Genomic DNA, 20,795 nt, shown 5'->3' on the forward strand with positions numbered 1-20,795 from the left:
TCCGCTGGACGGTTCGCCGCCGGCTTTTATACCAGCAGCTCCAGCCCTTCGATTTTTTCAATACCCAGTCCCGGGGTTTCGTTCAGAATGATATCCGCATCCTTGTAGGTTGCGCCACCAATCACCGGGTCGTACTGGCACAAAGAAGGAACATCCAGATCCAGCTTGGAGACTACAGAGGACTTTGCTGCGGCCATGTGCGCCGCTGCGGAGACACCGATACTGGTCTCCAGCATGCACCCCACCATGCACTCCAGGTCATACAGCCCTGCCAGGTCGGCAATCTTCAAAGCATTGGAGATACCACCGGTTTTCATCAACTTGATATTGATGATTTCTGCCGCGTGACGCTGGATCACATCCATCACTTCCAGCGGACCGAAAATGCTCTCGTCGGCCATGATCGGCGTCTTGACCCGCTCGGAAATGTAGCGCATTCCCTCAAGGTTGTTTGCCTTGACCGGCTGCTCCACCAACTCGAGAATCACGCCGGCCTCTTCCAGGCTGCGGATCGCCATCACCGCCTGTTTCGGAGTCCAGCCCTGGTTCGCATCGAGACGCAACAGCGCCTTACCCTTCACCGCCGAGTACACTGCTTTGATACGCTCGATATCGAGGCGGATGTCCTTGCCCACCTTCAGCTTCAGGATTTCAAAGCCACGCTCAACCGCACTTTCCGCATCGGCCACCATCTTGTCGATATAGTCGACACTGATGGTGATGTCCGTGGTCAGACAGTTTTCACCGCCTCCGAGGATACGGTACAGCGGTGTCTTGTAACTCTGGGCGAAAAGATCGTACAGGGCGATCTCGATGGCCGCCTTGGCACTGGTGTTGTTGATCATCGCCGAGCCGATTTGTCGGGTCAGGCGATTGAGGTCAGCCACTTCGCGGTTGAGCAGCAGCGGAGTGAATACCGTCCGCACTGCCTCAATCACCGAACCGTGGGTATCACCGGTAATCACCGCCGTGGCGGGAGCATTACCGTAACCGATATGGCCGGTATCGGTTTCCAGCATGACCACCACATCCTCGACACACTCGACCGTGCGCAGTGCCGTCTTGAATGGCGTGATCAATGGCACTTTGAGCATGCCCAGCTTCACATCAACAATTTTCATGGCGGTACCGATCAAATAATGGTTTTTATTGCATAGATACTGTCGACGAAGTCACTGTTGCGGCCGAGCCAGAGTGGCGTCAGCGGCGTAACGGAAACTCCCGACAGGGTCCCGGAATAGAAGTCACCCTCGCTATCGAAGTAGCTCAGGCCCGTTACATCGTGAATCACATAGGGTTCGCCATCCACGTGACCGATAAACATCATCACGTGGCCGGGAATGTAGATGAGGTCGCCTACCTGCAACTCTTCCAGCGCCTGCAACTTCTGCTCGCGGCTGGCATCATCAAGCCGCCGCGTCGGCGCAAAGTCACTGCGACCCTGCTGGCCGGAATTGCGCGGCATCAGGATACCGAAGGACTTGTAGACCTCGCCGACAAAACCGGTGCAGTCGCGGCCGTTGTAGTCATGGCCCCAGCCATAGCGCTCGCCGAGAAACTTGAAAGCCTGTTTGATCACCAGCGAAGGGCGATATTCGAGCGGACCGACATGCACATCGCGACTGCGGGCAATCAGCGCCGGAGCAAATTCCAGCCGCCCCTGCGCATCTCGCACCGGCAACCGGACCACATAGCTGGCATAGGGGTTCTGCCCGTTGACGTTGTGGCCCACCTCAGCCGCCGTCATCAGAGGCAAAGACACTCCCATGTCCAGCACCACCTCAGACGTCCTCGGATCGACCGGGTTGTAATTGGTCTGCACCTGCGAGCCGGCAATCACCAGTCGGTTGTCACCCTCCTGCCAGCGCTCGATCTCTTCCCTCTCGCCAACGGCGACAGCCGCCTTGGGCAGCCAGGCCGCGTAGTGATAGTTGACCGCAAACCACCATTTGCCGTCCGCGCTCTCATGCAGCAATGCCAGCTGCTGCCCGGGGAAAACACCAGTCTCCTGCAGGCGGTCAAGGTCGCTGTCATCCGGTTGTTTGTAGATACGTGTGCGGGTGGGATAACTGCGCATACTGGCCCGCTGCACGACCATCCCCCAGCGCACCGGGACCTGCTCTGGCAGCTTGTCCCGCTGTACGGCAGCCTGCCATGCGGCATAGTCAGCCTCCGACACCACACGTCCATCGACGTGATAGCGTGGCGACGAGGCGGGACGACTTACCGCATCCAGCAATTCGAGTACGCGCTTTCCCGGCAGCTGCGTCGGAAAATTGCTCAAATGATGGAGATACTGATCCCGGGTGAGATTGGCAGCATTGAACTGCCGGATCTGCTGCTCCGACAGGCGAATGGCATCCCCGTCCAGGCGCGACAGCCAGAAATCGGCCGAGAGCATGCCCTCCTCGACGGCCGGGACGTCGGAAATAAAGGTGGAATCGCCCCCCGGCGACTTCAAATCAACCCCGCCACCGAGAGCGGGCAGTGACAGGGCGAATAGCAGCCCCGTCAACGTCATTCTTATTGTCATCGATTCGCTCCTGTCCCCCCCCGGCGGGTCCGGCCACTCGCCAGTCCAGACCTCTTTACCTCTGAACACCACAATACCGGCAGGCTTACCACCGCGAGAATACATTATTCAAATATCACTAACAACTTTGAATAAACCTGTAAGCGACATAAAAAAACCGGCACAGAGTGCCGGCAACAACAATGGTGAGAAGACGACGGGACAAACCTTCGCCCGGTCTGCTCGGTGGGAACACGAAAAGCACATAGAGCCCCTGCAAACGCTGCACAACAAGCGCTCGGGGCAAGCTGCCAGATGCTGGGAAACACCAGATCCCGATCCATGCGGCAGCCACAACCAAGGAACCTCGAGGAATAAACTATTTTCGATTTGATGGACCGTCAAGAATTTTTTAGTTTTAATCACCCGGTGAGAAGGTTTGAAATTGCGCCGTGTCTGGCGCACAGTTCAACATCGTGACCTATCGCTGTGGCCGATTGGCCTTATTTCGATCGCCCCCGGTGAGGGCTTAAACTGGCCCCTACATCGATAATAATGAAGAAGACCACCATGCAGCCGACTCCCGACCGCTGGTACAACCTCGCCAGCCTCCTGATGGTGTCCATGATGGGCGCCGCCGTTCTCACCCTGCTTCCACTTTGGGTGGGCGGACTCAGCGATCAGGGCACTTTTTCCGAAAAGCAGATCGGCTGGCTGGCGGCGGCCGATGTTATCGGCATCTTTGCCAGCTCGGCCTCAGCAATCCTGTGGGTGCGGCTCGTGCCCTGGAAGCAGGTTACCCTCGCCGGGCTGGTCCTGTTCCTGATCGGCAACCTGCTGAGCCTCGGCACCACGGATTTCACACTGCTGATGGCCTGCCGCATCCTCGCCGGCGTCGGTTGCGGGGCGGCCTATGCCGTGGCTCTGGCAGGCCTCGGTGATCACCGTCGTCCCCCGCTGGCCTTCGGGCTGATGGTCACCGCACAGGTGACTTTCGGTACCATCGGCTTCTTTGCCGTGCCGCGGATCATGGAGGTATGGCAGGTCAACGGCTTCTTCCATTACCTGAATGGCTGGCTGGCTGTCACCCTGCTCCTGTGCGCGATTTGTTTCCCCCGCTCGCAGCGGACCGCCGCTGGCCCGCAATCCGCGGGCCTCGGCCCCCTGATCCATGGCAAATCCCTGCTGGTCTTTGCTACCACCGTGGTTTATTACTGCGGCGTGTCGGCGGTGTGGGCCTATCTCGAGCGTATTGGTGTCGATATGGGGCTCGCCGGGGCCGAGGTTGGAGACCTGCTGGGCATCGGCTTTGCCATCAGCGGTCTGGGCTCGCTGGCGACACCGCTGGCCAGCAGGCTGACCGGCCGCTCCTTCGCCCTGGCAATTTCCATCGCCTTCCAGGTGGGCACCATGGCCGTGCTGATGGGCGAACACAGTGGCAACGCCTATCTGCTCTATGCCACCACCTCGATCGTCTTCCAGTTCTTCTGGAGCTTCACCATTCCGCTGCTGATGGACCAGTTCAATCGGGTGGACGATACCGGACGCTTTATCGTGCTCTGTGCCAGTGCGTTCAAGGTCGGTGAAATCATCGGTCCGCCGCTCGCGGCCAGCCTGATCGGGCCGTTCGGCTACGCCGGTGTGCTCGCGCTCGGGATCGGCAGTGTGGTGCTGGCACTCTGTATGGCCCTGGTGACCGAATCGCGCCCCGAAAGTGCGGTGGCATCAGTACCGGCAGCGGGGAGCCTGTGACAAAGTCATTCTCGAAAGGTCTGCTAGTCGGCTTCACTGCTGCCCTCACAATCAACAGCGCATGGGCGCAGCCATTCTTCATCAAGGATCCCTTCGCGCGCCTGACCCAGGCAGAGCTGGGGCTCGGCGCATTCCGCAGCGCCAATGGCAAGCCGTCAGCCAGTTACTGGCAACAGCGGGTGGACTATGACATTGATGTGGTTCTCCAACCAGCAGCGGCACAGCTTGAGGCCAGCGCCGTGGTGCACTACCACAACCAGTCACCGGATGCGCTCGATACCCTCTTTTTCAACCTGGACCACGATGCCCTGGCGAATCAAAGCGCGGCAGGGTATCGCCTGCTGACGGGCGATGAAACTGCACAGCAGGTGGCCCTGGCCAGGAGCCGGTCCGACACCGGGTTCACGATGGAGTCGGTACAGCGTGCCGATGGCAAAGCACTTGCCTGGCAGGTAAAGAACACCCTGCTGCAGGTCAAGCTTCCGCGCCCGCTGGAAAGCGGTGAAAAGATCGCCCTTTCCATGCAATGGCGACTGCCATTGACGGAAAAGCAGGACACGGTGGCCCGCAGCGGGTATGAAACCCTAACCGATGGCAAGCGCATCTTCGTGGCAGCACAGTGGTTTCCACGCGCCGTGGCCTATACGGACTACGCCGGCTGGCAATTGAAACCCTTCCTGCAGCAGGGTGAGTTTTCCCCGGAGTTCGGCCGGTATCGCGTACGAATCAGCGCGCCGGAGAATTTCGTCGTCGCCGCCAGCGGTGAATTGCAGAATCCGGCGGAGGTCCTGGAGCGGCAACAGCTGCGCCAGTGGAAAAGCGATGACCCGGAGCCACGATGGATTGTCAGCGCAGCAGACGCCGACGAGAACCGCAGCCACAGCTCCGAGCGTAGGAAGCAGTGGTTCTTCACCGGTGAACAACTGAGGAATTTCGCCTTCGCGGCCTCCTCCGGTTTTCAGTGGCAAATCAAACGCGATAGCCGCGGCCGCCGCCTGCAACTTTTCTTCCCCGCAGAGGCTGCTCCGCTATGGAGTGCTTTCGGGCTGGCTGCCATGGAGCACACCCTGCAGGTATTCGACCAGGCTACTTTCCCCCTGCCCCTTGAAAGCGTCAGCGTGGTTAACGCCGCTGGGATCGGCATGGAATACCCGGGGCTGGCCACCATTGCCACCCGCCCCGAGCGCAGCGGTGACAGCCCTGAAGCAGGTAGTGCGGATCAGCCACCCTGGGATGCACTGACCAAGTATGACTTTATCGGTAGCATCATCCACGAGGTCGGGCACAACTACCTGCCGATGACGGTCAACACCGATGAACGGGAGTGGGCCTGGCTGGACGAGGGGCTGGTCAGCTTTATCGAATACCGGGGCGAGCACAGCTGGGAAGCAAACTTCGATGTGATTTACGGGGAACCGCGCTCAGTAGCGGGCTACCTTGCATCGGATACCCACCAGCCGATCATGACTTCTGCCGACAGTCTCGGGCAGAAAATCGCCAACGCCTACAACAAGACTGCCAGCGTACTGAACATGCTGCGGCACCTGGTACTCGAACCGCAGGAATTCGACCGCGCACTGCAACAATTTGCCACTGCCTGGCAGGGCAAACGCCCTATCCCGGGGGATTTCTTCCGCGCGATGGAAACTGCAGCGGGGCAAGACCTGAGCTGGTTCTGGCGCAGCTGGTTTTTTGATGCGGCCTCAGTGGACTTCTCTGTTACCGGAATCCTGCAGAACGACATGGCTCTGCCACTGCGGTCAATTGAGCAGCCCGAACCCGCTGCACTGGCCTATACCGCCGGGGGGATCCAGCAGTTCGTCGTCGATCGACAACCGCAACTTGCAGACACCTACACGCGCCCCCTGCCCGCACGCACAGACGAGCGCCGTATGAGCCTCCCCCCGCCCCTGCCAGAGCCAACCCGCGAATCACGCTGGTATCATCTGACCATCGACAATGCCGGCAGCGCACTGTTGCCGGTACCGCTGCAGGTCAGCACGGAGAACGGCGGCTCCTATCATCTGAAAATCCCCGCACAGACCTGGATGCGCGCCAGTGACGGCAAACTGGCATTGCAACTGCCACTGCCGGTCGGGGAAGTGCTGAAAGGTATCTGCATCGATCCGCTATGGCTGACACCAGATACCGACAGAACAAATAACTGTATCGAGATTGATCCGTCATGAAAAAAACAAGCCTTACCCGTCGGCTGCTGATGCCGTTATTCGCCGCCCTGCTGTTGCCAGTGGGCGCCGGTGCGGCGTCCCCGCAGCCCCAGCAGAGCATGGCCAGCAGGGTCGTCGCCAAGGCACTTCCCTGGGAAAGCCGCGAATACCGTGTCGGCACGGCCGAGCAGTGCATGAACTGGACCCGTGAGGTACTGGTCGCCGCCTGCGGCAAGCACTTTGCGACACTGGAAACCAGGGATCCCTGGGATGCACATCTGCTGGGCCCCGACGACAAACTGTTGCCGGAGCATGTGGACTCGCTGGCAGCGGATGAATTCGGCGAGAAAATCACCCGTATTGAAGACCTGCGGCCAGGCGACCTGGTTTTCCTGAAAAATACCTACGGTAACTGGGCCGAGGGCGTACTGACCCATGTGGGCATCGCCCTCGGTGACGGCACCTATATCCATCGCATGACGTCGAACGATGGGATCGTAAAGATTGATCCAATCCCCGCCGGGGATTTCGACTCGGGAATTCGACTGAAGGAGTCTCTATGTCATTCCGAATAAATCACCTCTCGCACAAAGCTATCTTTCTCGCCGCTTGTGCGCTATTGCTGGGCGGGTGCGCTACTGGTGGTGTCGGCCATCACGGCAAGGGCTACAAAATCGAGCGGGTCGAGTCGGAGAATGCCAGCGAGCGGGTTCGCTTCCTGGTAATGCACTTTACCACCATCGATTTTGATCATTCCCTGCGGGCTCTGACCCAGCCCAGCTCATCGCCGGTCAGCTCCCATTACCTGGTTCCGGAAAACAACGATCCCACCTACCCCCATGACGACCTGAGGGTCTATCAGCTGGTTGACGAGGATCGCCGGGCCTGGCACGCGGGCCCGGCGCGCTGGGAGGACCGCTACCAGATCAACGACCAGTCGATCGGTATCGAAATCGTTAACCGCGCCCACTGCCACCCGCCAGTGGAGACATCCACCGAAGAAATCGGTGAGGAGATCTGTTTCTTCCCCGAGTTTGACCCGGAACAGATCGAGCTGGTGATCAAGCTGTCCAAAGATATCCTCGCGCGCTATCCCGATATCACCCCTACCCGCGTGGTCGGCCACGGTGACGTCGTGCCCCAGTACAAAATCGATCCGGGCCCGCGCTTCCCGTGGCAGCAACTCGCAGAGGTCGGCATCGGTGCCTGGTACGAAGACGAGGCGGTAAAGCGCCATATGGACCACCTGCAGGGTAATACCAGCAGCGACCGGGAGAGCATCCGCCGCCGCTTCGCCCAGTGGCTGGCCGACTACGGCTATGGTATCGATCCGGAGGAAGCCACCGAGGACGACATCACTCTCTACACCCGCGCATTCCAGTATCACTTCCGTCCCTGGAAAGTGGACGGCGAGGTGGACAACCACTCCCGCGCGATTCTGCTGGCGCTTCTGGAAAAATATTTCCCCAACAAGCTGAGCGGCTACCCCGAGGTCCCGGGCACGTTGATAGCGGAACTGGAAAGCCAGGAATAATTTCGTCACGAACTCAGTTCTTCAAGGAAGGCGCAGGGCGAATGACCGCTCTGCGCTGATTCCTCCGGTTGGAGACCACGATCATGCATCCCACACTGGCCCGCCTGCACCGGTTCATCCTCGCAGCGCTGTTACTGCCGGCCATCTCCCATGGCGCAGCAGCGGTCGCAACTCCGGTTGCCAATTTAGCCAATGCCCAGCCCCTGCAACTGCCCTACTGGAAACAGACAGAAAACCGCCACGAGCCCGAACGCACCTGCTCACTGACCTCACTGGCCATGGTCACCGACTACCTGGGCCTGACCGATCCGGCCAATCACGGGCGCACACCGGACTTTCTGTTCGAACAGCTCAATGGGGTCCGCCAGACGGTTGCGGCGCTACAGGATGGCTTCAATACCCTGGCCCGCCAGGCCGGCAGCGACCTGCGTGCCCACAGCAAGATCGATGGCACCATCACGGAATTGCGGGAAGCCCTGGCAGCAGGCCATCCAGTGATCGTCCACGGCTGGTTCACGTCCTCCGGGCATATCGTCGTGGTTACCGGCTTCGATGGCGAGAACTACATCGTACACGACCCGAATGGCCGCTGGGACCTGGAGAAGTGGGGTGGCTACGATACCTCGGTATCCGGAGCGCATGTCCGCTATCCGAGGAGAGCGTTCGAACTGGCCATCAATGACAATGGCACCGGCGACGATCTGTGGTTGCATATTTTCCGTTGAGCCCCGCCCCTCAGCAGGCAATGCGCTGCTGAACGCAACTACATCGCTGCACCGGCTAGGAATGCAGTGCCTTGCGGATCTCCCGAATCACTGCCACACCGTGGGGGTTGTCGCCATGAACGCAGATGGTATCCGCCTGCATTGGATAGGATCGGCCGTCACTGGCGATCACTCGACCGGCGGCAATATTTTTGACCTGCTCGACCACCGCATCGGCTTCCTGCAACACGGCGCCCGCCTCCGTTCGCGGGGTCAGCGTGCCATCTGGCCGGTAACGTCGATCGGCGAAGGCTTCAAACAATAAAGGGACCGAGTATTCAGCGGCGACGGTCTCGAACTTTTCCCGCTTGGGCGTAGCCATCAGCATCAGCGGGATATCCTGCTCCATGCGTCGCACGGCCTCCAGGATCGCCCGGTAGACGTCCTCTTTGCCCATCATGTCGTGATACAGCGCCCCGTGGGGTTTGACGTAGTCAATGCGCGTGCCCTCAGCAGCACACAGCCCCTGCAGGGCACCGGCCTGGTAGAGCACCATGGCGGTTACTTCTTCAGGGGGGCAGGCCATGGAGCGGCGGCCAAAGCCCACCAGGTCCGGGTAGGAAGGATGCGCGCCGATCTGCACCCCGTGTGCCTTGGCCAGCTGCACAGTCCGGTGCACGGTAAGCGGATCTCCGGCGTGGAAACCGCAGGCCACGTTGGCCATATCAATGTGGGGCATGACCTGGGACTCATCCACCAACTGCCAGTTGCCGTAGCCCTCGCCCAGGTCACAGTTGAGTTTGATCACCGCTGTACTCCATGGCTGTCAGTCAATTTCATAAATCCGCGGTACCCGCTCCGTCAGGCCGGTCAGAAGCTCATAGGCGATGGTGCCCGCATGGGCCGCGACCTCAGCCACCGGAAGTGCAGCACCCCAAAGGGTTACCGGTGTGCCAATCCCCGCGTCCGGGAGATGGGTCAGGTCCACCGCCAGCATATCCATGGACACCCGCCCCACCAGGCGGGTTCTGTGGCCACCGACCAGAATCGGGGTACCTGAGGGGGCGTGGCGCGGGTAGCCATCGCCGTAGCCACAGGCCACGATACCGAAGCGTCCCGCCGCAGGGAAATGGTAGTCACAACCGTAGCCGACAGTCTCCCCCGCGCCGATTCGGCGCACGGCAATCAGGGCCGACTCCAGTTCCATAGTGCAGCGCAACTCCGGGTGGCGGATGCCGTCGAGCCGTGGATTGACGCCCCACAGCATGATGCCGGCACGGTTCCACTCCCGGCGTGCACCGGGCAGCGCCAGCAGGGCAGCGGAGTTGGCGATGCTCGCCGGCAGAGGCTCTCCCGCGAAGGCGGTATCGAAGCGCTGCAGCTGGATCGAGTTGAAGTCATGGTCCGGCTCGTCGGCGCAGGCCATATGGGTCATCAGAGTAATTTCAGCAGCCGGTGCCAGGGTCCGCAGTCGCCGAACGATCGCCTCGGTTTCCTGCCAGGGAAAACCGAGGCGACCCATCCCGGTATCGATTTTCAGCCACAGGCGGAGGCGGGTTGCGCCCGGCACCTGCGCCAGCATCTCCAGCTGGTAGCCACTGTGGATCACGATATCGAGGCGCTGCACCACGGCCTCACGCAACGCCGCGCGGTCGAAGGTGCCTTCCAATACCAGCAGCCGGCCATTGATGCCGGCCCGACGCAGGACCAATGCTTCCTCGATCGTAGCCACACCCAGGGCATCGGCACCGGCCAGCGCCTCACCGACCACCGCCAGCCCATGACCGTAGGCATTAGCCTTGATGATGGCCACTGCGTGCCCGCGCCCGAGGGAACGGGCGAAGGCATAATTGCGCCGGATAGCATCCAGGTTGACCCGTGCCCGCAGTGGACGACTCATGCTATTGGCTCCAGAGAACAGGCCGCGAAATCGGCCGATAACGCTTCGGCGGATTGCCGAAAAGCTCGTGTGGCGGACAGCTGTCGCAACTCGGCGATCAGGCTCGCACCGTGATCGGCCGGCAGGCCATCCTCGGTGGGATCTGCGACACCAGTGACACCATCGACGATTCCAGAGCGGTTAAGGGTCTCGAGCAGGGAATCAAGCGCGGGTGACGGGAACAGATCGCGCCCGGTGTAAGCCGAGGCCAGCGCTATCGCACCATAGACGCCCCAGTTGGAAACATCAGCGATCACCAGGTGATCCGTGCTTGCGACTGCCGGCTCGATATCCAGTTGCTGAAGCGCGGTGCCGACACACCCCATACCCAGTTCATTGCCGCCATCAGCGAATGCCAGGCTCGGACACCCGCACATTGACAGCAGCGACTCCCAGCCGTGGGTCCGCGCGCTGATGTTTGCACCCCGCATGTTGTAGTGGCAGCCGTCACTGGCAATCCCCGGCACCTCGACGAAAACCAGCAACGTGGGGCAAAACGTGTTCACGACTTGCGGCAGCCAGTCATAGGGTTCCGGCCGATCAGCCCAATCTTCCCCGCTGACCGAACTTTCACAGCTGAGGAGCACCTCGGGGCCCAGGTCCAGCAGTGTGGCAGCCTCGCGCAGTTGTGACAGGAATTGCGGCAGCCCGAGAATGCCCACCTCGGAGCCGAGGCGCTTCAGGGCCGCGGCCAACATCAGCGCACCTGCGGGGCCGTCTGTCTCGAACGAGTCCCCGACTGGAAAACCGCTCACAATCAATACCCGTGCCCGCTGTCGCAACAGGGCACGCACGGACGAATCGAGATAACCCCTCTGCCACGCATCGCGCACCCGCCCCATGCCGCGCCGATCCAGACGCACCAGGCGCGCCTCGATTTCCAGGGCGAGGGCAGTCAGTCCGGGCGCCGTGTCGGAGGTAAAATCAGCGATCATCATTGGCACCGATAAAAAATTGCCGCTGCTCCCTGAGCAGGGCCTGGGATTCCGCCAGGGAACCGGGCATAAACCGGACCCGGGCGCCCGGCCTGGCCTGTGCAAGCCAGTCCAGATCCACGCTGTAGACGTGACCGAGTTTCGGATAGCCACCGATAGTCTGGCAGTCGCGCATCAACACGATTGGCTGGCCACTGGCCGGCACCTGAACCACACCGGGGCAGACCGCCTCGGACACCAGGTTGCCTGGCACCTCTTCCAGCGCCTCTCCGGACAGCCGTACACCCATGCGATCGGAATCCGGGGCCACCTTGTATTCCTGCCCGAAGAACTGCCGGCGGGCCGACTCGGAAAAATCGGCATACTGATTGGACGGTACCAGGCGCAGCGCCAGGGGGGCGTCATAGCGGCGCTGGAATTCAGCGGGGGCCTGCCGCAGCCCGCCCCCGCTGTCCTGCCCGTATGGCAGACGGTCCGCATTCTTCAGCGGCTCTCCGTTAAGCCCGTTCAGCCCGCCGAGTCGCTCTCCCACCGTAGTGGCGCGACTGCCCCAGACCGGCGGGCATTTGAAGCCACCGGCAACGGCCAGGTAACCGCGCAGGCCATCGCGGGCCATACCCGCCTGCAGCAGGCCGCCCGCAGGCACACGATGGGATGACCAGGGTTGCAGTGCTTCGCCATCCAGCTGCCAGCCGCAGTCCGCGCCGGTGATGGCGATCCGCGTGGCAGAGGGAAAGCGCAGTGCGAAGGGACCGAGGCAGATTTCCAGCAGCGCGGCACTGGCCGTGTTGTCGAGCAGCAGGTTGGCCCACCCAGCGGCATGAGTGTCGAGAGCGCCACCGACACTGACCCCCAGGTGCTGCTGGCCGCGACGACCAGTGTCCTGGATCAGGGTGAGCGGGCCGGCCTTTTCCACAATGGCGAAGTCAGCCATCCAGCACCCCGCCGAGCTCGAGAAAAGTGGCCCTGTCGACGGGGGTGAAGCGCACCCGGTCCCCCACCTGCAGCAGGACGCGGGGCGGGTCTTCACGGCGATCAAACAGTGCCACCGGGCAGCGTCCGATCAGGTTCCAGCCACCGGGAGACTCGCACGGGTACACCGCTGCCTGCGGCCCGGCGATGGCAACAGCACCCATGGGAACCCGGCGCCGGGGGGTATCCAGGCGCGGTACCCGCAGCAGCTCGGGGGTCTCCCCCATATAGGCGAAGCCGGGGCGGAACCCCAGGGCGTAAACACGGAATTCCGTCTCGCTGTGCAGACGGACGACTTCCTCGACGGTCCTGCCGGCAAACTCCGCCACCCGCTGGAGGTCCGGCGCCACTTCCCGGCCATAGAAAACTGGCAATTCCACCTGCCGCGCACGCTCCACGCTGTCCCTTACTGCCCTGCCCGCGCCATCCGCTTCAAACTGTTGCAGCAAAACTGTGAGGCGCCGGGCAATGGCCTGGGCATCGCAATGCAGCACATCGTAATAAACCGTGATGGAGCAATAGGAGGGCACCACATCGGTGACCCAGCCGGCCAGGGAATCGCGAATTAAATCCACCAACAGGCGGATGCGCTGCAGGACCGTCTCGTTTGGGGTTTGCGCCAGATAGATGATGATCGACTCATCACCGGCGTCCTGTAATTGCCACATACGTCAGCCCGTACTCCCTACCACTGCAGCTGCTCACGGGCACTCACCCCGGCCAGGGATTCATTGAGGTGGTCAGTCACCAGCATATGGCCCGGGCTATGCGTAATACAGAAGTCGAGGCCCGCATTGCGCACAGCCTCGATGGCTGTAACCCCGCAGGCCCAGAAGGCGGGAACTTCTCCCGCGCGAACGCGAACCGCATCGCCGAAGTCGGTCCGCCGGATATCCGCAATCCCCAGTTCGGATGGATCGCCGGCAAATATCGGCGCGCCGTGCACGAGGGGATAGCGGGCACAGATACTGTGAACCCGGTCGAGTGCCTCGGCGGGAAACGGACGCATGCTGACCACCAGGCGCGCGGCAAACCGCCCCACCGACTGGCAACGACGACTGGTGCGATACATGGGCACGTTGCAGCCGTCGGTCACATTGCGCACTTCCAGTCCGTGGCCGAGCAGGGCCTCCTCGAAGGAAAAAGAACAGCCGAGGACAAAGGTCACCAGATCATCCCGCCAGAAATCGCGGATATCGGTCACCTCTTCGGCTACGCCACCAGGGGAGTGCAACTGATAGCGGGGTACGTCAGTGCGGATATCGATATCGTCACCGAGCTCAGGCAGCAGATATTCCCCGGGCTGTGAGCGGTGCAGCAGCGCACAGGCGCGAGCGTTGGCATCACAGAAGGCTTCAAAATCCCCGGCCTGGGTGGCGGGCACGATGGCGATATTGGCCTGCACGAAACCCGGGGCCAGCCCGGAGGTGGGCCCGCAGAAATGTCCGCCCCGGATTTCCGTCCTCAGCTCCGTGGCATCACGCTGGCTCATGCTTCGACTCTCTCACGATTCTTTTCATGATCCTGTCCACGATCCTTGCCATGATCCTTTCTCCCACCCCATTGATCACCCGGTAAAGCTGGGCGGTTATCGCTGCGGATAAAAGGCTGCCCTGCCCGCTCCACGGCCAGCGCTGCGCGCAGCACTGCCGAATCTGCATAGGGCCTGCCCACCAGCTGGACGCCGGTGGGCACGCCATTGGCGGCAATCCCGCTCGGCATGGACAGCACCGGGCAGCGGCTCAGGGTATTGAAGGGATAGGTCATGAACCAGCCTTTGACCGGGTCCACCGCCTGCCCGTCGACGCTGACCTGGTCGCGGCTGTAATCAAAATCTGCCGGCACGTTGGTCGTACAAACGGTGGGGCACAACAGGAAATCGCAGTCCCTGAACGCGCGCTCCAGCGACTCCCACATCTGCTGGGCATAGCCATGGGCCCAGAGAATTTCCTCCGGAGTCGCCTGCTCGGACAGGGCAAAGTAATGGCGCGCATAGGACGTCAGCTGATCGCGATACTCGGGATGATCGAATTTCTGCCGCAGCATATGCCCCATCTGCGCGCCCTGGTGGATCTGTGCCGTGCGGATACAGCGCTCGTCCCAGTCCAGGGCAACGGTATCCACCTCGGCGCCCAGACGGCGCAGCATGTCCGCGAACTCAAGGGTGTTGGCCCGCACATCACTCTCGAGCGGGTAAAAGCCCAGGTCGAGGGACAGGCCGATACGAATGCCACGCAAGTCCAGCGGTTCCGGCGCCACCACTTCCTTGGGCAATTGCGACATCAGGTCCACGGGATGGGGGCCGGCAATCAGATTGTAGAGTAGCAGCGTGTCGCGCACGCTGCGGGTCAGCACACTGTGGTGCACGTAGGGATCCACGTTGTAGGGCGGGATTTCCGGCACTCGACCATAGGAGGCCTTGAGCCCCACCAGGCCACATTGGGATGCGGGGATCCTCACCGACCCGCCCATGTCCGTGCCGTTGGCGATGGTGCAGAAACCGGCGGCAACCGCCGCAGCAGAACCGCCGGAAGAGCCGCCGGGAGTGATGGCGCGGTTCCACGGGTTCCGTGTCACGCCCCACAGGTCCGACCAGGTAAAGGCGGCCACCGAAAATTCCGGCGTCGCCGTACGCCCGCTGAACACAGCACCGGCAGCCAGCAGGCGTTCCGGCACAGGATCGGTCACGTCGGCACAGTTGTCCCGCATCAGGCGGGAGCCATTGGTGGTGATCTCACCCTTGATGAAGGTCTCATCCTTGATCGCGGTATTGATCCCCTCCAGCGGACGCGCCTCGCCACGGCGATAGGCGCCCTCTGCCTGACGGGCTTCCTGTAATGCGCGCTCGAAATGCCGTGCGGTAAAAGCATTGATCGCCGCACCGGAGGATTCGATGCGGTCTGTCTGGGCACGCAGGATTTCCACTGGCGAGATCTCGCCCTTCCTGAAAAGCCCAATTGCTTCACAGGCATCGAGATAACACAGATCCTCGGACATGGAACACCCTGCTGTTATTGTTGGAAGTGGTTCAGTCCAGTTTGCGCAAATCCACGATGCAGCTTAAGTGACGAACTAATGGCGCGACCGATAGGCCAGAGCGTAATCCCGCAGGGTCTCCGGCCTGTCGCTGTTGAATCCGGCTCAGCCTCCGGCGGCCGTTTCCATCGGGGTTTCCTGCTCTTCCGATTCCACCGTGACTGGCAGGCGTCCCGTGGGCAGGGCATCGCTCACCAGTGCAGAGGCCAGGGCGCGGTAGATGGGCCCCTGCAACAGATCGCCGGTGCCGATATAGGCCTTGTAGTCGAAACTCGCCAGGTGCAGGTCCGCCAGGCGCTGGAAACGTGCTGCCTCATAGGGCGAACGCATGCTGACAAAGACGGTTTTCTGTCCCCGCTCGCGGGCGATGGCGAGACTTTTGCGATAGGTTTCGTAGAGGTCGTCGAGTGCCATGGGCGGACGCTGCAGGCGGCCAAGGTCCTCCATGCCACCAAGCTCCACCGCACTCTCACCGGGTACGATGCTGGCGACGATCAGCACGTCACCGCTGGTGGCCTGCAACCGCTCCAGCGCGGTGTGCGGGTCGAGCACTTCCACCGCTGCGTTGGTCACACCCTCCAGAGACAGGCGGAAAGCCTCGCCCACGGCGGGCGCTGGTGCGATCACCTGGATCTTCCCGCCCTTTTTATCCAGTACCGGCAGGACACCCTCAGCGGGCGGGTAGATGGCACTGACTGCGGCGCTCGCCAGCTCATCGGCCAACCGGGCATGCTGCGGATCCGCCAGGACCTGCTCGGCCTTTTTACGCTTCTCGTTCTCGCTGGCGGCAATCCACTGCGAATCGATATAGCGTTGCTTCAGGGACTCAATCCGGGCCAGGGAAGCATCGATCTCCGCTTCCGAAAGCTCGCCTTCAAGCACGGCCTCCACGGCGCGGTCGATGATCTGGTCGAGACGCGCAATATCTTCCGGGAAACGGATTTTCAATGGCATCAGCGCGATATCCGCACCGGCGGCAAAGGTTTTCACCACCGCATCTTCCACCGAGAAATAATCACTGATGCCGGCCATGCCGAGAGAGTCGGTAACGATCACGCCCTCGTAGCCCATGTCATCGCGCAGGAGATCGGTGAGGATACGACGGGAGAGTGTCGCCGGCACCACGATCTCTTCGCCATCGAGGGAGACCAGTGTCGTGTCATCGAGGGCCGGATATTGGATATGGGCCGTCATGGTCAGTGCTGGCTGGGCCTGGTCGAAGGCACGGCTAAACGGCAGCAGGTCCATGGCCCGGGCCTGCTCGAGGGAACGGTCCACCCGCGGCAGACCGGTGTGACTGTCCACCGAGGTATCTCCGTGACCCGGGAAGTGCTTGACCGTGGCTGCCACCTGCTGCTCCTGGAACGCACGGATCGCGGCGATACCCAGTTCCGCCACCACTTCCGGCTTCTCCGAATAGGAGCGCACATTGATGACCGGATTCTCCGGGTTGCTGTTCACATCGAGGGTCGGGGCAAAATTCACATTAAAGCCGAGAGCCCGCAACTGTTCCGCCATCGCCGCTGCGGTCTCCCCGGCAAAGCGATCGCCATGGAGGGGGAAAGTGGCTCCAATCGCCATATTGCCGGCAAAAGCGACCACCTCCGCCCGGGGCAGGCGGTGCACCCTGCCCCCCTCCTGGTCGATACCGATCAGCAGCGGGCTGCCCAGGTGAGAGGCCGCCGCAGCGGCCTGCAGGTCGCTGTTCAAGCCGATGATCTGGTCGACACTTTCCAGGTTGTCTGCAAACAGGATGACACCTCCGACTCCGGTGTCGCTGATCATCCTGGCAAGGGCCCCGGGCAGCTCCGTCACCGGCTCCGCACAGTGACCACGGTTCTCCTCGGTGCGCTGCTGGTCCGGGCAGAAGTAGCGTATATCCAGCATGATTTTCTGGGCGATCTTGTCCCGCAGGAGCTGGGCGCGCTGCTCGGAGCCATCACTGCCACAGGCACTAATCGAACCCATGAGGGCCACCGCAGTGGCAAGCGCCCCGGAACGGCGCAGAAGATTCAGGAGACGGGTAGGCATCATCGGGGATAATCCATTATTCACTTTTAAAAAATCTGGAATATTTTATTCTGCCGGAGAAGCGATGGCTGCACAAGCGCTCAATAACACGAAGGTGCATGACATCACAGGTTCCCTCTCCAGCATAAAAAAGGGCCGGACGAGCCGGCCCAAATGCTGGGAGAGTAGCGGCCAGGTGCACTCACTACCAGCCATCCTGCGCCGGGGGCAGTAACCTCTTACCCCGCGTGGAATGTCCGGCTCGCACCGACCAACTATCAGGAGGGGCTTCGCTTAAAAGTCATAGGAAAGACTCAGGCCAATGGTGCGGGGAGTCGCATTGAAGATCCGACGACCGAGCACCCCACCAGACTGGCTGGACACAATGGGGTCGTCATTCAGCAGGTTGCTGGCCCAAAGACCTGCGGCAATCTTATCGAAACGCATACCCGCATTGGCATGAACCAGGGTGTAGGCGGGGCGCACCCAGGGGGTCCAGGTATCCTTGGTCACCTGCCCGGTTTCAGCATCAGTGATCAGTACACTGTCTTCACGGTCGGTATTGGTCTCGTCCACGTAGTTACCGCGCAGTGAAGCCCACAGCGGATATCCCGCAATTTCACCAGAGTAACTGACACCAATATTGTGCTTCCACTTCGGCGAACCACCCAGAAGGTCACCCTCGACCCAGGTACGACAAGCGTAGTCGTCACCGGTAGAGCCACCGGTGTTCTTGTACATACAGTGTGTCAGAGTATCGGTAAAGCGGCCCTCTGTCGTCGCTGTGGAATACGTCAGTGACCAGTTGTCATTGAGCCTGTAGCGGGAAGAAAACTCCCAGCCCTTGGTTTCGGCATCCGGCCCGTTTTCGGTGCCATTGATGGGGAAACCATACTCCACTGCCTGCGAGCGATAGGTCTGGGGATCCTTCCAGTTCATCTGGTAGACATTGGTCTGCAGATACAGCTGCTGGTCGAAGAAGTAACCCTTCAGGCCCAGCTCGAAGTTATCAATGGAATCCGGCTCATAGAACTTGGAATCATCTGCTACTTCATAGCCGGCATAGTCGCGGAAGTTATTCCGCCCACCGCGGCGGAAACCTTGGGAAAGTGTCACATAAGCCAGAACATCCTGATTGATGTCATAAGAGGCATTGAGTTTGAAGAAGCTCTTGTTGTCTTCCCCACCTTCCGTCCGCAGATCCTGGTCCGGTAGGGCAAATGTGTGATCCAGCAGGATAGTGTGACGCTTGTCTTCATAGTTAAAGACACGCGCACCTGCAGTTACGGTCAACTTGTCCGTGACACTGTAAGAAAATTCACCAAAAACCGCGTCTTCTGAATAAGTACCCCGGTAGTCTTCCTCGTAACCGACATCGGTTACACTCGCGACACGCTTCCAGGAAAGCTCCTCATCAATGGTCGGGATAATCTCTCTGAATGCAATAGAGCTATCCTGCTCAGTCGTGTAGAAACCAACGATCCACTCGTAACTGTCATTTGGCGCAGATACCAGTCGGGTCTCGTGACTGAAGCCTTCATAGGCATTATCAAATGTCATGTAAGCAGTGATGTTGGTATCTGCCGCACCAAATCCTGCCCAGCCGTAATAGGCATAGCCCTGGCTGGTATAATCGGCCTCGCCAATACTGGTGTCTTCAAACTTTGAGGTGCTGGATGTCAGGGTTGCAAAACCCAGATCGAGGTTGATATCCAGCACATCCAGGGAGAAATCCTTGTCGGCATACTCCTCGTGGGGCGAGATGATCGTGTGATCATTGATGGCATAAGGGGTTTTGAAGTCCCCGAAATCCATTGACGCATATTTTGGATCAGCCTCAGACAACGGCAGGCGGTTGGCACCGCGAGTACCATGAGCCAGCTGGTCCTGCTGCATATGGGTAAGCTTGACATCCAGATTTTCTGTGGGGGCCCAGAGCGCTGCGATTTTGGCCGTAGTCACCTCTTGCCAGTTGTCATCCTCGTAGATGGCCTGATTCGGGTTCGGATCACTGATATAGGCATCATCCCCGGTCCTCCACGGCGGATTCGCAGCGCGGTCAACATATCCGGCCTCGTCCAGGAATGCCGCAGATGCGCGAACCGCAAAGGTATCGGAAACCGGCAGGTTCACCACAAAGTCGGTGTCGTTACTGAGCCCCCCTCCGTCGACCTGGTAGGCCGCGGTATTCACACTGAACTCAAATTCGTCGAGCGTGGGCTCGTTCGTGATATAGCGGATAGTGCCACCGAGGCTACCGGCACCGTAAAGGGTACCCTGCGGGCCCAGCAGTTTTTCAACACGGTTGATGTCCTTGATTCGGAATCCCAGCTTTGGCAGGGGCGTATCATCAATGTAGTAAGCCAGCGTACTCTTGACGAACTGTTCCAGGTTGTTGGCACTGACGGGGGATACGTTGAGACCACGGACGGTCACGGAGTCAGCAAAGCGTGCACCACTATCCGGCGCGCTGATCTCGACGCTGTCCTGTATCAGGCGCTTGACGTCGGTGATGTTTTGCTCACGCAAAGCCTCGCCCGAGATCGCAGTGATATTCATCGGCAGGTCAGAAGCAGCGGAGGCACGCTTGGTGGCAGTCACCACCAACTCTTCAACTGCGGCATCACTGCCTCTTTTCACAGTCTTTTTCTTCGACTTTTGCTCTCCCGCGGAGGTGGTGGCAGAAGTCGCCACGCTACTCTCTTTCGCCTCTTGCGCCCCTGCTTCATCTTGCCCATACAGGACGGGTGCAAATGTCAGCGTCAGAGAGGAAATTAAAAATGCGAGCGGTGTTTTTTTGAACGGCAACATACCCTGATCCTTATTTTTCTGATTGACCTAAGCACGGGCGCACAGACTCCTCACCCTTGGCTCCAGCATCGCGCAGCCGCGATGTAATCGAAAAATATCAACCATAGGTCTGGGCGATACTTCCACTGCCCCACCCTGCAGACAGGTTTCCGCGCACGCTCACGGTGCAGAAAATAAGACAGAAGTGCGCGCCGGCACCGATTTTGCGCGCTGAAACCCACTACCAACAGCAATGTTCAGGGGCTGTATTGGATTTCACCCCCGCGGCGGCCTCCCCCCCCGACCGGGATTTTCTGCCGCTTTTTACGTGAGTAGTGAGCTAAAATGCAGGGCTTTTCAGCAGCAGGCGGCCCTGATAGAGTCACAACCATCGGCACTGCCGATGGCAGCCATAGGCCGTCACGGATTGGAAAAGCAGAATA

Annotated in this window: 16 protein-coding genes; 5 read left to right on the top strand and 11 right to left on the bottom strand. The window is 60.5% G+C overall.

All coding sequences use genetic code 11. The annotated features are described in order from the left end of the window. Positions 1-26: 26 nt before the first annotated feature. Positions 27-1,121 (bottom strand): dipeptide epimerase, encoded by a 1,095-nt coding sequence (locus LVD12_RS02380; protein ID WP_237065369.1) that lies wholly within the window; start codon positions 1,119-1,121, stop codon positions 27-29. Positions 1,122-1,132: 11 nt separating this feature from the next. Next, on the bottom strand, positions 1,133-2,533 hold the full coding sequence (locus LVD12_RS02385; RefSeq protein ID WP_237065370.1) for an NlpC/P60 family protein: 1,401 nt from the start codon (positions 2,531-2,533) through the stop codon (positions 1,133-1,135). A 549-nt stretch (positions 2,534-3,082) separates the two neighbouring features. On the opposite strand from LVD12_RS02385, the gene LVD12_RS02390 reads away from it, so the two are divergent. The 5 genes from LVD12_RS02390 to LVD12_RS02410 all read left to right on the top strand — a co-directional run bounded on the left by LVD12_RS02390 (position 3,083) and on the right by LVD12_RS02410 (position 8,691). Then, entirely contained in the window at positions 3,083-4,264 is a 1,182-nt protein-coding gene (locus LVD12_RS02390; protein WP_237065371.1) for an MFS transporter, read from the top strand. Next, a complete protein-coding gene (locus tag LVD12_RS16185) occupies positions 4,261-6,453 on the top strand; it encodes a M1 family metallopeptidase (RefSeq protein ID WP_237065372.1) in 2,193 nt (730 codons plus the stop codon). The genes LVD12_RS02390 and LVD12_RS16185 overlap by 4 nt, the downstream gene beginning before the upstream one ends. Continuing rightward, positions 6,450-7,007 carry an NlpC/P60 family protein gene (locus tag LVD12_RS02400; protein WP_237065373.1) on the top strand — a complete coding sequence of 186 codons (558 nt, stop codon included), beginning with the start codon at positions 6,450-6,452 and terminating at the stop codon, positions 7,005-7,007. Before LVD12_RS16185 ends, LVD12_RS02400 begins: the two co-directional genes overlap by 4 nt. Next, positions 6,992-7,966, top strand: a complete 975-nt coding sequence (locus LVD12_RS02405) for an N-acetylmuramoyl-L-alanine amidase (protein ID WP_237065374.1) — start codon at positions 6,992-6,994, stop codon at positions 7,964-7,966. Before LVD12_RS02400 ends, LVD12_RS02405 begins: the two co-directional genes overlap by 16 nt. A gap of 83 nt (positions 7,967-8,049) precedes the next feature. Then, the gene (locus LVD12_RS02410) at positions 8,050-8,691 is read left to right on the top strand and encodes a C39 family peptidase (protein ID WP_237065376.1); all 642 of its coding nucleotides are present in this window, start codon (positions 8,050-8,052) and stop codon (positions 8,689-8,691) included. 55 nt (positions 8,692-8,746) lie between these two features. On the opposite strand, the gene LVD12_RS02415 is transcribed toward LVD12_RS02410, so the two are convergent. From LVD12_RS02415 to LVD12_RS02455, 9 genes are all read right to left on the bottom strand, one after another. Further along, on the bottom strand, positions 8,747-9,478 hold the full coding sequence (locus tag LVD12_RS02415) for a 5-oxoprolinase subunit PxpA (RefSeq protein WP_237065377.1): 732 nt from the start codon (positions 9,476-9,478) through the stop codon (positions 8,747-8,749). A gap of 18 nt (positions 9,479-9,496) precedes the next feature. Beyond that, on the bottom strand, positions 9,497-10,570 hold the full coding sequence (alr, locus tag LVD12_RS02420; RefSeq protein WP_237065379.1) for an alanine racemase: 1,074 nt from the start codon (positions 10,568-10,570) through the stop codon (positions 9,497-9,499). Continuing rightward, entirely contained in the window at positions 10,567-11,544 is a 978-nt protein-coding gene (locus LVD12_RS02425; RefSeq protein WP_237065382.1) for a glutamate cyclase domain-containing protein, read from the bottom strand. The genes alr and LVD12_RS02425 overlap by 4 nt, the downstream gene beginning before the upstream one ends. Further along, a complete protein-coding gene (locus LVD12_RS02430; RefSeq protein WP_237065384.1) occupies positions 11,534-12,478 on the bottom strand; it encodes a 5-oxoprolinase subunit C family protein in 945 nt (314 codons plus the stop codon). Before LVD12_RS02430 ends, LVD12_RS02425 begins: the two co-directional genes overlap by 11 nt. Next, positions 12,471-13,184, bottom strand: a complete 714-nt coding sequence (gene pxpB, locus LVD12_RS02435) for a 5-oxoprolinase subunit PxpB (protein ID WP_237065385.1) — start codon at positions 13,182-13,184, stop codon at positions 12,471-12,473. The genes LVD12_RS02430 and pxpB overlap by 8 nt, the downstream gene beginning before the upstream one ends. A gap of 17 nt (positions 13,185-13,201) precedes the next feature. Then, complete coding sequence (locus LVD12_RS02440; RefSeq protein WP_237065387.1) at positions 13,202-14,008, bottom strand: putative hydro-lyase; 807 nt, start codon at positions 14,006-14,008, stop codon at positions 13,202-13,204. Beyond that, entirely contained in the window at positions 14,005-15,513 is a 1,509-nt protein-coding gene (locus tag LVD12_RS02445) for an amidase (RefSeq protein ID WP_237065389.1), read from the bottom strand. Before LVD12_RS02445 ends, LVD12_RS02440 begins: the two co-directional genes overlap by 4 nt. Before the next feature lie 144 nt (positions 15,514-15,657). After that, the gene (locus tag LVD12_RS02450) at positions 15,658-17,520 is read right to left on the bottom strand and encodes a glycoside hydrolase family 3 protein (RefSeq protein ID WP_237065390.1); all 1,863 of its coding nucleotides are present in this window, start codon (positions 17,518-17,520) and stop codon (positions 15,658-15,660) included. Between the two features lie 336 nt (positions 17,521-17,856). Beyond that, on the bottom strand, positions 17,857-20,202 hold the full coding sequence (locus LVD12_RS02455) for a TonB-dependent receptor (RefSeq protein ID WP_237065392.1): 2,346 nt from the start codon (positions 20,200-20,202) through the stop codon (positions 17,857-17,859). Positions 20,203-20,795 lie beyond the last annotated feature (593 nt).

Source organism: Microbulbifer guangxiensis (assembly GCF_021729075.1).
Classification (GTDB): Bacteria; Pseudomonadota; Gammaproteobacteria; order Pseudomonadales; family Cellvibrionaceae; genus Microbulbifer; species Microbulbifer guangxiensis.